General features: G+C 69.6%; 12 protein-coding genes. 7 read left to right on the top strand and 5 right to left on the bottom strand.

From position 1 onward, the window contains the following. The coding region (locus tag BT364_RS28885; RefSeq protein ID WP_177328270.1) for a helix-turn-helix domain-containing protein at positions 1-218 on the bottom strand (218 nt) is incomplete at its 3' end. A gap of 152 nt (positions 219-370) precedes the next feature. On the opposite strand from BT364_RS28885, the gene BT364_RS28880 reads away from it, so the two are divergent. Then, positions 371-1,867, top strand: a complete 1,497-nt coding sequence (locus BT364_RS28880) for an immunity 49 family protein (RefSeq protein ID WP_072488173.1) — start codon at positions 371-373, stop codon at positions 1,865-1,867. A 49-nt stretch (positions 1,868-1,916) separates the two neighbouring features. On the opposite strand, the gene BT364_RS41805 is transcribed toward BT364_RS28880, so the two are convergent. Continuing rightward, positions 1,917-2,090 carry an alkyl sulfatase C-terminal domain-containing protein gene (locus BT364_RS41805; RefSeq protein ID WP_305729120.1) on the bottom strand — a complete coding sequence of 58 codons (174 nt, stop codon included), beginning with the start codon at positions 2,088-2,090 and terminating at the stop codon, positions 1,917-1,919. A 291-nt stretch (positions 2,091-2,381) separates the two neighbouring features. On the opposite strand from BT364_RS41805, the gene BT364_RS28870 reads away from it, so the two are divergent. After that, on the top strand, positions 2,382-3,998 hold the full coding sequence (locus tag BT364_RS28870; protein WP_072488172.1) for a hypothetical protein: 1,617 nt from the start codon (positions 2,382-2,384) through the stop codon (positions 3,996-3,998). 102 nt (positions 3,999-4,100) lie between these two features. On the opposite strand, the gene BT364_RS41800 is transcribed toward BT364_RS28870, so the two are convergent. Both BT364_RS41800 and BT364_RS28865 read right to left on the bottom strand, forming a co-directional pair. Further along, positions 4,101-4,265 (bottom strand): hypothetical protein, encoded by a 165-nt coding sequence (locus BT364_RS41800; protein ID WP_177328268.1) that lies wholly within the window; start codon positions 4,263-4,265, stop codon positions 4,101-4,103. Between the two features lie 413 nt (positions 4,266-4,678). Then, positions 4,679-7,075 (bottom strand): D-alanyl-D-alanine carboxypeptidase, encoded by a 2,397-nt coding sequence (locus BT364_RS28865; RefSeq protein WP_079179678.1) that lies wholly within the window; start codon positions 7,073-7,075, stop codon positions 4,679-4,681. Between the two features lie 180 nt (positions 7,076-7,255). Here BT364_RS28865 and BT364_RS28860 point away from each other — a divergent pair, with 180 nt between their 5' ends. From BT364_RS28860 to BT364_RS28850, 3 genes are all read left to right on the top strand, one after another. Then, on the top strand, positions 7,256-7,978 hold the full coding sequence (locus tag BT364_RS28860; RefSeq protein WP_072488170.1) for a GOLPH3/VPS74 family protein: 723 nt from the start codon (positions 7,256-7,258) through the stop codon (positions 7,976-7,978). 271 nt (positions 7,979-8,249) lie between these two features. Beyond that, positions 8,250-9,119 (top strand): helix-turn-helix domain-containing protein, encoded by an 870-nt coding sequence (locus BT364_RS28855; RefSeq protein ID WP_072488169.1) that lies wholly within the window; start codon positions 8,250-8,252, stop codon positions 9,117-9,119. Positions 9,120-9,381: 262 nt separating this feature from the next. Next, entirely contained in the window at positions 9,382-9,588 is a 207-nt protein-coding gene (locus BT364_RS28850; RefSeq protein WP_072488168.1) for a DUF397 domain-containing protein, read from the top strand. Between the two features lie 142 nt (positions 9,589-9,730). Here BT364_RS28850 and BT364_RS28845 read toward each other — a convergent pair whose 3' ends face one another. Beyond that, positions 9,731-10,570, bottom strand: a complete 840-nt coding sequence (locus BT364_RS28845; RefSeq protein WP_072488167.1) for a hypothetical protein — start codon at positions 10,568-10,570, stop codon at positions 9,731-9,733. 80 nt (positions 10,571-10,650) lie between these two features. On the opposite strand from BT364_RS28845, the gene BT364_RS28840 reads away from it, so the two are divergent. Both BT364_RS28840 and BT364_RS28835 read left to right on the top strand, forming a co-directional pair. Further along, positions 10,651-11,433 carry an SDR family oxidoreductase gene (locus tag BT364_RS28840; protein ID WP_072488166.1) on the top strand — a complete coding sequence of 261 codons (783 nt, stop codon included), beginning with the start codon at positions 10,651-10,653 and terminating at the stop codon, positions 11,431-11,433. Positions 11,434-11,989: 556 nt separating this feature from the next. Next, positions 11,990-13,561: a sodium:solute symporter family protein gene (locus BT364_RS28835; protein ID WP_072488165.1), complete on the top strand. Its 1,572-nt coding sequence runs from the start codon at positions 11,990-11,992 to the stop codon at positions 13,559-13,561. Positions 13,562-13,586: the final 25 nt, after the last annotated feature.

Genomic DNA, 13,586 nt, shown 5'->3' with positions numbered 1-13,586 from the left:
AGGAACGCCAGCTCCTCGGTCTTCTTCCACTCCGTCAGCATCGCCGACGTAGCGTTGTAGTTGACCCGCTCCTGCCGCACCCATGCCTCCGTGCGGGCGGCGAGCGCCAGGTTGTAGACCTTCCGCACGCAACCGAACGTGCGCGACAGCTCGGCTGCCTGCGCATCAGTCGGATAGAAGCGGTACTTGAACGCCCGCTTCACACGGCTCGTGATCACGCTCACAAACTAGTGATGCCGCGAGTTAAGATCAAACCTGCGGGTCACAGCACGGCCTTTCGCCCTGGGGGCGAAACTCCGCTCCTTACCCTGCTCCGCAGGAGTCCGTTTCCTCTCCGCCCTGGAGGGCGGAGTATCCACGGAGGAATCCGATGAACCCGGACCACACTCCCGACACCGACGAACTGCTGCACGGTACGTACGCCCGGCTGCTGCCCGTAGGCTCCATCACCGCCGAGATCGCCGGCTCCCTTCGCTACGCGCGGCTCGTGGCCGACGGCCTCGTCTTCGCCTATGCCCTCGACCGGCCCGCCGATGTACGGATCCTCACCGACCCGGACGTCGAGCGCGTCGGAGCGGAGGAGCTGGGGCGGGCGGCGTACGAGAATCTGATGCGCGTACCCGTCACGCACGAGGAGGTCCCCGTCGAGGGGGCGGTCCTGCATTCCTTCTACGGTGACTCGCACTTCGTCGGCAGCCAGGCCCTGTTCCTGTCCGCCGCGGTCCGGCAGGCCACCGGCGAATCGCTGCCGCACGCCGGTGCCCTTGTCGTGATGCCGAGCCGTCACAACCTGGTGTACCACCCGATCGCCGACGGCACGGTGGTCGATGCCGTCAACGCCCTCGCGGCCTACGCGCTGGGGGCCTACGAGGACGGGCAGGGCGCGCTGTCCCCGCGCGTCTACTGGTGGCACCGCGGCAGCCTGACATCGCTCACTGCCATCGACGAGGACACCCGGTCCTTCTCCATCCAGCCGCCGCCCGACCTGCTCGGCCTGATGAGGGGCCTGGTCCGTCTCGACCGCGCCGGCCGGCTCGCCACCCCCGCCGCCGGGGCGACCGCTCCCGGCCTCGCCGAACTCACCCGTGCCACGGCCGAGTCGATAGCGGGTCTCGCCCAGGACCCGGCCGCCGGCCTCGGCGACGCCTTCGCCTCCGCCGTCGCCCACGCCCTCGCCCACTGCGCGGCCGATCCCAGGGCGGCGGGGATCGACACGTGGGATGCCTGGGCCACCGCCGTACAGCTCGGCTCCGCCCTGTTCACCGGTGCGCGGCCGCAGGAATGCCGGCTGGGCGAGGACCTCGTACGGCAGTTGCCGGCCACGCCCGCCGCACCGCCCGCGGACGCCCGTGCCTGGCTCGACGCCCTCTACCTGGCGATCGTGTGCCGGGAGAGCGACCGGATCCGGCGACTGTGCCAGGTGCCGCTGGAGACGCTGCGGCAGGACGACACCGTCGACGCGTACGTGCTGTGCTGGATCGACACCCTGCGGACCTTCTTCTCCGAACGCGACTCCATGGACGGGGTCGTGGAGAAGCTGGTCGCCACGATGAAGGCGTCCGGGCCCGATGAGGTGACCCGCGCGCCGATGGAGTTCGTGAACGGGATCGACTACCAGCCGGTCGCGCTCTTCCACCGGATCGTCGCACGGGACCACGACAGCTTCACCGAGACGCTCGCCGAAGCCCTCGCGGAACACGGCACCTACTGGGGCAAGTCGGCGGCTCCGCGCGCCCAAGTGGCCCTGGGAGTGCTGGCGATGGCGAGTCTCGCCTTCGACTACGGGTTCCCCGTCGCTCCGGACCGGCCGCACCTTCCCCTGTACCTCCTCAACCGCGAACGGATCGAGCAGATCCCCGGCGCCTGACCCCGGCCGGTCCGGCCACGGGCCGCCGTCGGGCCGTCCGACCGTCGGATCACGGTGTGACGATGGCGAAGTCCGGGTCAGGATCGCCGAGGTGTCCGAGCAGTTCGGTGAGTCGCCCGATGTCGCCGACGACCTTGACGGTGTCCCGGGCCGCCAGTCCGGCCGGGGTCATGCGACGACACTGCGCAGCGCGAAGCGCCTGTGCGGCATCCGGCGCGGGCACGGCCGCCGAAGCAGCGGCGGGCGGCGGGCGGCGGGCGGCGGGCGGCGGGCGGCGGGCGGCGGGCGGCGGGCGGCGGGCGGCGGGCGGCGGGCGGCGGGGGATCGTCCCGGACTTCGTGGGCTCTTTCGGGCCACCCGATCCCAGCCGTTAGCGTCTACCCAACGGAACCTGCCCGCCTGACCGAAACGGAACGCTGCAGTGACCTCTGCCGAGCTGTCCCCCCGTCGCCCCTTCCCGCGACGCGCACACGACCCCGCGAAGGCGCGCGGAGGGCGGCTCGGGCGGCTCCCCATGCCGCTCCTGGTCACCCTCTGCGTTCTGCCGCTCTACGCCGTCTGGTGGGCGGTCTTCGCGACCGGCGGCGGCGACCTCGCGGCGCAGGAGGCGTGGGCGGAGTTCGCGAAGATGCACCCCGGCTCCGCCTACAACCTCTTCTGGTACGGCGGACTGCACACCGCGAACTACAGCGTGATCTCGCCCTATGTGATGGCGGCTCTCGGCGTGGTGCCCGTGACCCTGCTGTCCGGGCTCTCGTCGTCCTGGCTGGCCGCTGCGCTCGTCGAGCGCAGCGGTGTGCGCAGGCCCTTGTGGCCCTCGCTGGCGATGGCGCTCTCGCTGTGGTGCCAGGTGGTGTCGGGGCGGTCGACGTTCATGCTGGGCACGGCCTTCGCGATGGGGGCCGTGCTCGCGCTCGTCAGCGGGCGGCGCATCGTGGTCGCGGTCGTCTGCGCGACGCTCTCCACCATGGCGAGTCCCGTCTCCGGGCTGTTCCTCGTCGTGGTCGGTGCGGCTTATCTGCTGTCCCGCGAGTGGGGGAAGGCTGCCTCGCTCCTCGTACCGCCGGTCGCCGTCGTAGCGCTGACCACCCTGCTGTTCCCGTTCGAGGGCGAACAGCCCATGCCGTTCAACCGGATCTGGCTACCGGTGATCCTGTGCACGGTGATCCTGCTGACGGCGCCGCGCGGCTGGCGGGTGGTGCGGCTCGGAGCGGCGGTGTACGCGCTCGGCGTGGTGCTCTGCTACCTGATCGCCTCGCCGATCGGGACGAACGTCGAACGGTTCACGGAGCTGGCGGCCCCCGCGACGCTGCTCGCCACCCTGGTCAACGGCCGTGAACGGGGCGAGGAGGACGCGCCCCCGGACCGGCTGTCGTTCGCGTGGTTCACGCCTCCGCGGCAGCGGGTGGGCTGCATGGTCGCCCTGGTCCTCTCGCTGCTCTGGCTGTCCGGCAAGACGACCGCCGACATCGTCACCAATACGAAGGTGCCCGACTACGCCGTCAAGACCGACGGCGTAGTCGCCGAGCTCCGGAAGCTGGGCAGCGAGCGCACCCGTGTCGAGGTGGTTCCGGCCCGCGACCACCGGGAAGCGGCTGTCCTCGCCCCCTACGTGAACATGGCCCGCGGCTGGAACCGGCAGGCCGACGTCGAGCGCGGGCGGCTGTTCTACGAAGGACACGGCGGGACCAGCGTGCCGGAGGGCACCTTCTCCCCCGCCTCCTACCGTGCCTGGCTCTCCCAGTGGGCCGTGGGCTTCGTCGTGGTCGTCAACGGCCGGCCGGACGGCCCCGCGGAGCTGGAACACGCCCTGGTGTCGAGCGAACCCGACTACCTGGAGCGCGTGTGGGAGGACGACAACTGGAAGATCTACCGGGTGAAGGACGCGACCCCGCTGGTGAGCCGGCCCGGCTCCGTGGTGAGCTCCGACGGCGCCAGCCTCGTGGTGAACATGCCGAAGCCCGGCTCGGTGACCGTACGGGTGGCGTACTCGCCGTGGCTGTGGACGGACAACGGATGCCTGGCCCCGGACGGCGCCTTCACCCGGCTGACCGTGAAGAAGGCGGGCGAGGTCCGGTTCAGCTCCACGTACGGCGGTCCATCGACGGGCGTGAGTCCCGAGTGCCCGTAGTGCCCGGACACCCGTGACGCCCGGCTGCTGAGGTCCTCCGAGGCAGGGAGCGCCGGCCGTCCGGAGGGCCGGCCCGGGATCCTGCGCTCGGACAGCTCTTGCTCAGGGCTCCGTGTCGAGGACACGGCGGACCGCGGCGAGGTAGGTCTGCCGGGTCTTCCCGAACGCTTCAAAGTCCGCGGCGTGTGCCTTGATGACACCCTGCTGGACCTCGGTGTCCGCAGCGGACCGGATAGCCGCCAGGCCCGTCTCGCGCTTGCAACGCACGTCTGCGCCCGCCGCCTCGATCTCTCCCGTGGACGGGGTGGCGGACCGCCCCTTGAAGCTTTGCAGGGCATACCGGTTGAGGCGGCCGTAGTCGGACTTGGGTACGCCCTTGAGCAGTCGTGCGTGCGCCTGTTTCCAGCACCCGCCGACGCCGTTGCTGCCGTAGGCCGCCAGTTTCTCCTGCCGGTTCAGGGCGCGGTCGCGCTGGTCCCTCTCCTCGCCGAACCGTGCCTCCTCTGCGCGGCACCCCCACCGATCAGTCGGGAACTCAGAACTCGACGCAGCTCACGGAGTTGTCACCGATGTCGTCCGGCGACCGAGCGATGTCATGGCTGTGCCCCGCACGCTCGGCGCTGCCGCGTGCGGGGCACAGTTCCGGGCCGGGCGGGCCGTGGGGCCGCCGGTAGGGAGGGTCAGCCGATCCGGGTCAGCTTGTCCTTGAAGGCCGGCTCGGACAGATCGCTCTGCAGCGCGACGGCCACCTTGACCTGGCTGGTGCCCTCGCCCACGGTGAGCGTGCCGACGTGGGTGCCGGCCGCCGCCGAGTGCGGGATCTTCTTCCCGTCGTCGGTCAGTTCGATCTTGACGGTGAGGCCGGCCCAGCCGACCGCCGGGACGTCCTTGGTCGCGACCACGGGAACGCTGCCGCCGAGGCCGTCCGAGACAGTGCCGACGACATCGCCCTTCTTCACGACCTTGGCGCTCTCCAGCAGCTCCTGCGTCGCGACCATCACTTCCTTGCTCACCGCGTTGACGGTGTCGATGATGGCCGGCTTGTGCTGGCCCAGCACGGCGCCGACGATCAGCTGGTCGGTGTCGCCGACCATCTTGTGGGCGGCGAAGAGCAAGTTCCCGCCGGCCTTGCTGGTGGAGCCGGTCTTGATGCCGAGCGCGCCGTTGTACGGCACGAGGGTGTTGTAGTTCCGCCAGGTCTTGCCCGACGGGTCGGTCCACGAAGGCAGCTTGGTGATCTCCATCAGCGCCGGGATCTCCACCAGCTTCTGCCCCAGCTTCACCTGGTCCTCGGCCGAGCTCACCGTGGTCGCGTTGAGTCCGGACGGGTCGGTGTAGGTGGTGTTCTCCATGCCGAGCGACTTGGCGGTGTCATTCATCTTCTTGACGAACGCTTCCTCGGACCCGGCGTCCCAGCGCGCCAGCAGCCTCGCGATGTTGTTCGCGGAGGGGATCATTATGGCCGAGAGGGCCTCCTGCTCGGTGAGCTTGTCACCGGCCGTCACGGTGTTGAGGGTCGACTCGCCCTCCGCGTCCAGCTTGCCGTCGGACTCCGCCTTGGCGTCGACCTCGATCGAGGGCCCCTTCTCGCCCTTCTTCAGCGGGTGGTCCTTGAGCACGATGTACGCGGTCATCGCCTTGGCCACGGAGCCGATCGGCACGGCCTTCTGCTCGCCGAACGAGCCCACCGGCCCCAGCCCGGTCGCCGCCATGTAGCCCTGGCCCTCGTCGGGCCACGGCAGGGACGGCTTGTCGCCCTTGAAGGTGTACGTGTCCTTCGCCGACATCTGAAGTTCGGGGTCCGGGAGCGGGCGCACCATCTGCACGATCGCAAAGGCGATCAGCAGGAGCAGGACCAGCGGGGTCCAGATCTTGACCCTGCGGACGGCGGTGCGGACCGGTGTCTCCGGCGGCGGAGGCGTGTTCGTCAGCTCGGCCAGCAGGTCGAGCGGCGGCTTGGGCGGCATCGGCTGCTGCGTGGTCCGCTCGGCGGTGGACAGCGCGGCGGGGGCAGCGGGGGCGGGTGCCTCGGGCTTACGGGGCGCGGGCGCCGTCGCCGGCCGTACGTCGTCCCCGCGCAGCGGTACGAACTTGCTGGTCCGCTCGGCGGCGGACTCGGCCTTGGAGTCGGCCTTGGAGTCGGCCTTGGAGTCGGCCTTCGGCTCCGGCTTCGACAGGGGCGGGGTGATCTTCAGCGCGGTGGTCGGCTGGTCGACCCGGGGCGCGGTGGGCGCCCGGAAGATGGCGGTCGGCTGATCGATGCCCTGCTTGTCGTCGGCATTCTCGGCGTCGTCGGCAGCCTTGACGTCCTTGACGTCGTCGGCCTCTTCGGCGTCCTCGGTCCTCTCCTCCTCGTCGGAGGAAGCCTTGTCGCCGGACGGCTCGTCATCGGACTGCTCGTCCGCACCCTTGTCCGCGTCGTCGGCGTCGCCCGACGCAGCCGCCGCGTCCTCCGAGGCATCGGCCTTCGCGTCGTCGGCCTTCGCGTCCTCGTCCGCGTCGTCGTCCTTCGACACCCGGGCGGCAACGGCCGCACGCAGCCGCGTGTCGCCTTCCCCAGCGCCTTCAGCGCCCTCTGCGGGCTCCGCCGCCTCCTCCTCGTCCGCTGCGGCATCCGCGGGCTCAGCCGCATCCGCGCTCTCCGAGGCCTCAGGCGCCTTCTCCGGACTCTCGGCGTCCTTCGCGGCCCCCTCGGCCTCCGCGGCCTCCTCGGCGCCCACAGCGCCACCAGAGCCCTCGTCCTCGGTCTCCGCGTCCGCCGACGGCTCCGAGTCGGAGCCGTGCTCCGCGTCGTCACCGCCCTCGGCGCTCTCGCCGTCCCCGGACGGCATCGTGCGGAAGACAGCCGTAGCCGTATCCGCCTTCGCGCCCTCGGCGCCCTCGGCGCTCTCGCCGTTCTCGGACGGCTTCGTGCGGAAGACAGCCGTAGCCGTGTCCGTCTTGGTGCCGACCGCGTCATCGGCGGCCGATTCACGGAAGACGGCAAGCCGCGGATCGCTTTCGCTCGGAGCCGTCCCCGACGACTTCTGCTGCTCCGACTTGTCGGGGGACTCGCCCGCCACCGATGCCTCCTCCATGCGGCACGGGGGACACCCCCGCGCTGTCCGAACCATGTACCAGTGTCCCGTGTGAACCACCGGCCCGGCTGCTAGACGAGAACGACATACCTACTGGTTCCCTCGCAAAGCACCCAGGCACTCTCGACAGACCAATGTGAGAGGGGTCACCCTGTCACTCATCCACGCGGGGAGGCATGGATGGGCAGGAGCCGCAGAACAATTCCGGAGGAGCTTCTGCTGCTCGCTCTGGACCCGACCACGGGTACCACAGCGCAGCCGCAGTCGCTCGACCTCGGCCTCGCCGGGGCTCAGCTAGTGGAGCTGGCTCTGGCAGGACGGATAGCCCCTGACGGGGATCGTATCGCCGTGGTGATGCCACGGCCGACAGGAGATCCGACTCTGGACTCCGCACTGGAACTGCTGCGGCGACGCGGCAGCCCGGTTCGGGCGGTCCACTGGATCGGCGGGCCCCGGCTGGGGCTGCGTCAGATCTACCTCGCTCATCTGGAGCGGTGCGGCATGGTGCATGCCGTGGCGGGCCAGATGTGCGGAGTGCTGCCGACGACTCGCTACCAGGCGACGGACACGGCAATCAGCCGGGAGATCAAAGCCAGGCTGGACAGTGCGATCCGCACCGGTGTACCGCCGGACCCGCGGACCGCGGCGCTCGCCGCGCTGGCCCACGCGGTCGGACTCGGCAAGCACCTGTACCCCGGGAACGAGGGGCGTTCATCACGCTCCCGGCTCCGGGACCTGATCAGACACGACCCCATGGGCGGACTCGTGGCGCACGCCGTGATGGACGTCCAGAACGGGGCGGTCGCACAGCCGCGCCGCAACCAGGCGGCCGGAGTTCCGTTGCAACCGCAAGTGCAGTCGCAGTCACGCCGCGGCAGCATGGCGCACACCGCGGCCCACTAGGCGCAGCACGCCCCCGGGGCCGTACGCACCACAGCACCGCCACACCGCAGCACCGCCGCGCGACTGCACGGACGCACGGCAGCACCAACCGAATACCGCCGCACCGTCGTCCCCAAGACCCGGTTCGGAAGCCGCACCACGCGCGGGGCAGCCACAATCATGGCTGCCCCGCGCACATGCGTGTGGCCATTTCCCAGCGCGGCCGGGGGAAGTGGTGGCAATCTGCTCAGCAGTAGATACGCACAGCTACATAGCCGGAGGTGCCGTTTCCGTGCCGTCCAACGTCAATCCCACCGTCAGGCGACGCCGGTTGGGCCAGGAATTGCGCCGACTGCGCGAGCTCAAGGGCATGACGGCCGAGGAGGTGGCGGAGCGGCTGCTGGTCTCGCAGTCGAAGATCAGCCGCCTGGAGAACGGCCGCCGCTCCATCAGCCAGCGCGACGTCCGCGACCTCTGCGGGGTGTACGAGGTCGCGGACCAGCGGATCGTCGACTCGCTCATGCAGATGGCCAAGGACTCCCGCCAGCAGGGCTGGTGGCATGCCTTCGGCGACATCCCGTACAGCGTCTACATCGGCCTGGAGACCGACGCCGAATCGCTGCGGGTGTACGAACCCCAGGTGGTCCCCGGCCTGTTGCAGACCCGGGGATACGCCGAGGCGCTGATCAACGGAGCGCTGCCGGAGGCCCCGCCGTCCGACATCGACAAGCGCGTCAGCGTCCGGGCCCGCCGCCAGGACCGGATCACCGACCCCGAGCATCCGCTGCGGCTGTGGGCGGTCATCGACGAGTCCGCGCTGCGCCGGATGGTCGGCGGCAAGCAGGTGATGACCGAGCAGCTCGAGCAATTGGTCGAGCTGTCCCATCTGCCGCACGTGACCGTGCAGGTGCTGCCGTTCGAGATGGGCGCGCACCCCGGAATCAACGGGCAGTACGCCATTCTCGAATTCCCGGACGCCGCCGACTCCAGCGTCGTCTATATCGAAGGCGTCACCAGCGATCTCTATCTGGAGAAGGCCCACGATGTGCAGCGGTACAGCGTCATGTACGAGCATCTGCGGGCACAGGCACTGAATGTGGAGCAGACGCGCCACTTCATCACCGGGATCGCGAAGGGGTACACCGGGCTCAGCACCGACTGAGCACTGACCGGCGCCGCCGAGTACCGGCCGGACGACGCGGCAAAGACGGCCCGCAAAGTCCGGATTGCGGGAAATGAAGTGATGTTACGGGAGGGGCGGCGGCAAGGTACACCGCCGCCTGCCCAGAGCGGAAGAACTACCTGGTATATACCACTCGGTCGAGTGAACGCTCCCTTCGGGCAAGGAACTTGGCGAGTAGCGTCGATCACACCAACTGGAACCCGTTGGTGTCATTCACGCGACTCTTTGAACCGGAGTGAACATGGCCATTCGTCAGGGTGCTACGGACAAGTGGACGAAGTCCTCGTATTCCGGGGGCAACGGCGCCTGCGTCGAAGTCAAGTCCCCTCTCACGCAGGCAATTGACGTACGCGACTCGAAGGCCCCCGAGGGCCCCTCGATCACGTTCGTCCCCGCCGCATGGAACGCATTCGTGCGCGATGTCGGCAAGGGTGCCGTCGACGCCTGATCAATTGCATTTCCCGTTCGCATCGCGGCGCCGGATCCGGTGTCGCCGTCAGCCCTCTCGACTGGTCCGCCGTCCTGGCCGAGGGGGCTCGATGCCCGACCCGACGGGCAGCCGGGCACCGGACAATCGGAATGCCCAACGTTCAGCGCAGCCGATCGACGTACAGATCGGTGCCCGGCACCGTCGGGATGAACGGCGCCACCAGCTCCACCCGCCCCAGGCCGGATTCCGCGACCGCCGCGTCGAGTCCGCCGAAGTGCTCCGCCCAGCACTCCCCCGGGTCCTCCTGGAGGAACCACAGCAGGGTCAGCCGGGTGTCGACGCCCTCGACCTGTTTCACATAGCTCATCCGGTCACCGGGCAGCGGCGTGGGACGGAAGACGGTCACCATCGCCGCCGGAGAGCCGGCCAGCCGCTTCGGCAGATGCCGCGAGCGCAGCCACTCCAGCAACTCGGCCCGCCCCTCGGCCCTTTCGGCGTCGATCACTTCGAGGACCAGCCCCCGGTAGGGGTGGTCGAGGGCGTGGAAGTCCCGGGGCCCCGCCGCACCGTCCCGGTAGACCGTCGCCTCGTGGTCCTGGAACGCGGTGAACACATGGGTCCGGCCCTGGTGGACCCGGCCGTCCCGGTTGAGCCTCCTGTTGATGCCGACGGTCCACCTCATGTGGTCGTCGTAGCGCCCGTCCGTCACCCAGTACGTCGACAGGTAGCAGCCGGCCGTGACGGGCTGCGCGACGGCGGACGTCTCCGGGTAGCGCAGCTCCTGGAGCTCCCGGGTGGCCACCCAGCGCCGCCCGGCGAACATCCAGGGCATCGCCATCGCGCCCGCGTAGTAGTGGTCGTCCTCGTACCAGCGGTTGTACGCGTACTCCTGGCCCGGGTGCGGTTCGACCATGGTGATCAGCGCATGGCCGGGATGGACGCCGTACGGCCCCAGCGCGGCCAGTTCGGCGTAGGTGTCGCTCCGCGTCTCGTCGCTCATGCCGTTCCCCTTCCGTACTCCGCAGCGGCGTCCTACTCTGACGCCCCGTCAGAAGAACTGCCAGAGCCGGGAGGCCGCCGATGTTGCTCACGGGCAAGACCGTCATCGTGTCCGGGGTGGGCGCGGGGCTCGGGCATCGGGTCGCGGCGGCGGTCGTGCGGGACGGGGGCAACGCGGTGCTCGGCGCGCGTACCGCCGAGAATCTCGCCAGGACCGCCGCGGAGATCGACCCGGACGGCAAGCACACGGCCAGGCTGGCCACCGACATCACCGACGAGGCGCAGTGCGGGGCGCTCGCCGCGCTGGCGCTGGAGCGGTTCGGGCGGATCGACGCGGTGGTCCATGTCGCCGCCTGGGACAGCCACTTCGGCGGGATCGAGGATGCCGACTTCGCCACCTGGCAGTCGGTGATCGACGTCAATCTGCTCGGCACGCTGCGGATGACGCGCGCCTGCCTGCCCGGCCTCAAGGAACGCGGCGGCTCGGTGGTGATCATAGGTACGCAGTCCTCGGTGGCCGCGCCGTCCCAGGTCCGGCAGGCGGCGTACGCGGCCTCGAAGGGGGCGCTCACCTCGGCCATGTACTCCATGGCGCAGGAGCTGGGCCCGCACCGGATCAGGGTCAACACCGTGCTGCCGGGCTGGATGTGGGGGCCGCCGGTGCAGGCGTACGTACGGTTCACGGCGGACAGCGAGGGGGTGCCGGAGGCCGAGGTGCTGGGCAGGCTCACCGAACGCATGGCACTCCCGGAGCCGGCCACCGACGGTGATGTCGCCGAGGCCGCCGCGTTCCTGGCCTCGGACCGGGCGCGCGCGATCACCGGGCAGTCGCTCCTGGTCAACGCGGGCGAGCTGATGCGCTAAGGGCTGTCCCGTAATCCCTGGTGGATCAGCGTGCGGCGTCAGACGCGGTGCATCGCAAGGCGGAGGGACGCCCGAATACTGGATGTATTCGGGCGCTCCGACAACGCGGCGAGGTGCCGTGGCTGTCGTCGCACGCCCGCCAGGGATTACGGGACAGCCCTTAGACCCGCCTCCTGCGATAGAGCCTCCCTCTCCGCCGCACAGGACTTCTCCGCCGCACGGGACCCGCATCCCGTGCGGTTTTCTGTGCTCTGCGGCGCTCTTGGGCATTCTTCGGGGTTCGTCGGAGTTCTCTCGGTCTCCGCACAGCCTGACGAAGTGCCCGCTCATCGTGTGTCCGCCGTCACGTCGACGACAACGACCACGCAAGTCAAGAGAAAGCAAAATCGTTCGACTTGCTGATCTGTGTTCACATCCCTGACCACGAGAACCTTGACCCCGGTACCGGGCAGACGGTTCAATCCCCGATGTCCCCGCTCCCGCACGGGGCCCCGCTGAACGGCCGTACTGACGAAGCGCGCACCCCGTTCACAAGGCGGACCCCAGGAGGGGGCACATGAACAGTCTCGACTGGGTCGTGCTCATCGGCTACTTCGGCGTGATGATCGCGATCGGGATCTGGTCCCACAAGCGCGTGGACAACGTCAGTGACTTCTTCACGGCGGGCGGCAGGATGCCGTGGTGGCTCTCCGGAATCTCGCACCACATGTCCGGCTACAGCGCGGTGATGTTCACCGGATACGCGGGCATCGCGTACCAGTACGGCGTCACCTCCTTCGTCACCTGGTCGCTGCCGATCGCCATCGGCATCGGCATCGGCGCCCAGCTCTTCGCTCCCCGGCTCAACCGGCTGCGCTCGCGCCTGCATGTCGCCTCGCCGCTCGAATACCTGAAGAACCGCTACAACATCCCGACACAGCAGGCGCTCGCCTGGTCCGGGCTGCTGCTGAAGATCGTGGACGTCGGCGCCAAGTGGGCGGCCATCGCCACCCTTCTGTCCGTCTTCACGGGCATCTCGATCACCCAGGGCATCTTCATCACCGGCTGCATCACCGCCGTCTACTGCACGGTCGGCGGTCTGTGGGCGGACGCGCTGACGGAGCTGGGCCAGTTCGTCATCCAGCTCCTCGCCGGTGTCGCGATGCTCGTCACCGCCATGAGCGAGCTCGACGGTGTCAGCACCCTGTGGACCGTCTGGGACAAGCTGCCCGAGGGTCACACCGACCCGACGGCCGGTCCGTACACCGTGACCTTCCTGCTGGCCTATCTCTTCATCAAGACCTTCGAGTACAACGGCGGCATGTGGAACCAGGCCCAGCGCTACATGGCCACGGACTCCGCCGCCGCCGCGAAGCGTTCGGCCCGGCTCTCCGCCGTGCTGTGGCTGGTCTGGCCCACGGTCCTGTTCTTCCCGATGTGGTGCGCCCCGCTGCTGGTCCACGCGCAGAAGCCGGACGCCTCGGACAGTTACGCCCTGATGACCGAACAGCTGCTGCCGCACGGCCTGTTGGGCCTGGTCGTCGTCGGTTTCTTCTCGCACACGATGGCCATGTGCTCCTCGGACGCCAACGCCATCTCGGCGGTCTTCACCCGGGACATCGCCCCGGTCCTCTCCAAGTCGGCGCGCGACTGGGGAAGCCGGGCCGGGCTGCTGGCGGCGCGGCTGTCCACGCTGGGCTTCCTCGGTCTGTCGATGGCGCTCGCCACCCAGATCGACTCGCCGACGTTCAAGGACATCATCTCCGTCGTCATCAAGTGGGTCGCCGGTCTGATGGGGCCGATCGCGATCCCGTTCATGCTCGGTCTGCTGCGCGGCTTCCGCAGGTCGGGTCCGACGGCGGCGCTCGTCAGCTGGGCGGCGGGGCTGCTGGCGTTCTACTTCACCAACTACGACTTCGACGGCTCGGCGAAGACCGACGTCGCGCTCCAGTACCAGGTGGCCCTGCCGCTGGCGATCTCGTTGGTCCTCTACATCGTGATCGGCTTCATCAGGCCCGAGGACACCCCGGAGCGCGACGCGGTCATCGAGCAGATCAACTCGGACGGCGACGGCGCGGCGGCCGGGGCGACGGTGCCGGCTCAGGCCGGTCCGGGGGACGCGGCGGTCACGGAGCACATGAAGGACTGACGCCCGGCGTGTACGGCGGCGCCCG

This window comes from Streptomyces atratus (assembly GCF_900119365.1).
Classification (GTDB): Bacteria; Actinomycetota; Actinomycetes; order Streptomycetales; family Streptomycetaceae; genus Streptomyces; species Streptomyces atratus_B.
This window is presented reverse-complemented; position numbering and strand designations above follow the sequence as displayed.

Excerpts from the sequence above, each read along its gene's own strand:
- BT364_RS28880 (WP_072488173.1), top strand. The coding sequence starts at position 371 with ATGAACCCGGACCACACTCCCGACACCGACGAACTGCTGCACGGTACG.
- BT364_RS28870 (WP_072488172.1), top strand. The coding sequence starts at position 2,382 with ATGCCGCTCCTGGTCACCCTCTGCGTTCTGCCGCTCTACGCCGTCTGG.
- BT364_RS28865 (WP_079179678.1), bottom strand. The coding sequence starts at position 7,075 with ATGGAGGAGGCATCGGTGGCGGGCGAGTCCCCCGACAAGTCGGAGCAG.
- BT364_RS28860 (WP_072488170.1), top strand. The coding sequence starts at position 7,256 with ATGGGCAGGAGCCGCAGAACAATTCCGGAGGAGCTTCTGCTGCTCGCT.
- BT364_RS28850 (WP_072488168.1), top strand. The coding sequence starts at position 9,382 with ATGGCCATTCGTCAGGGTGCTACGGACAAGTGGACGAAGTCCTCGTAT.
- BT364_RS28845 (WP_072488167.1), bottom strand. The coding sequence starts at position 10,570 with ATGAGCGACGAGACGCGGAGCGACACCTACGCCGAACTGGCCGCGCTG.
- BT364_RS28840 (WP_072488166.1), top strand. The coding sequence starts at position 10,651 with ATGTTGCTCACGGGCAAGACCGTCATCGTGTCCGGGGTGGGCGCGGGG.
- BT364_RS28835 (WP_072488165.1), top strand. The coding sequence starts at position 11,990 with ATGAACAGTCTCGACTGGGTCGTGCTCATCGGCTACTTCGGCGTGATG.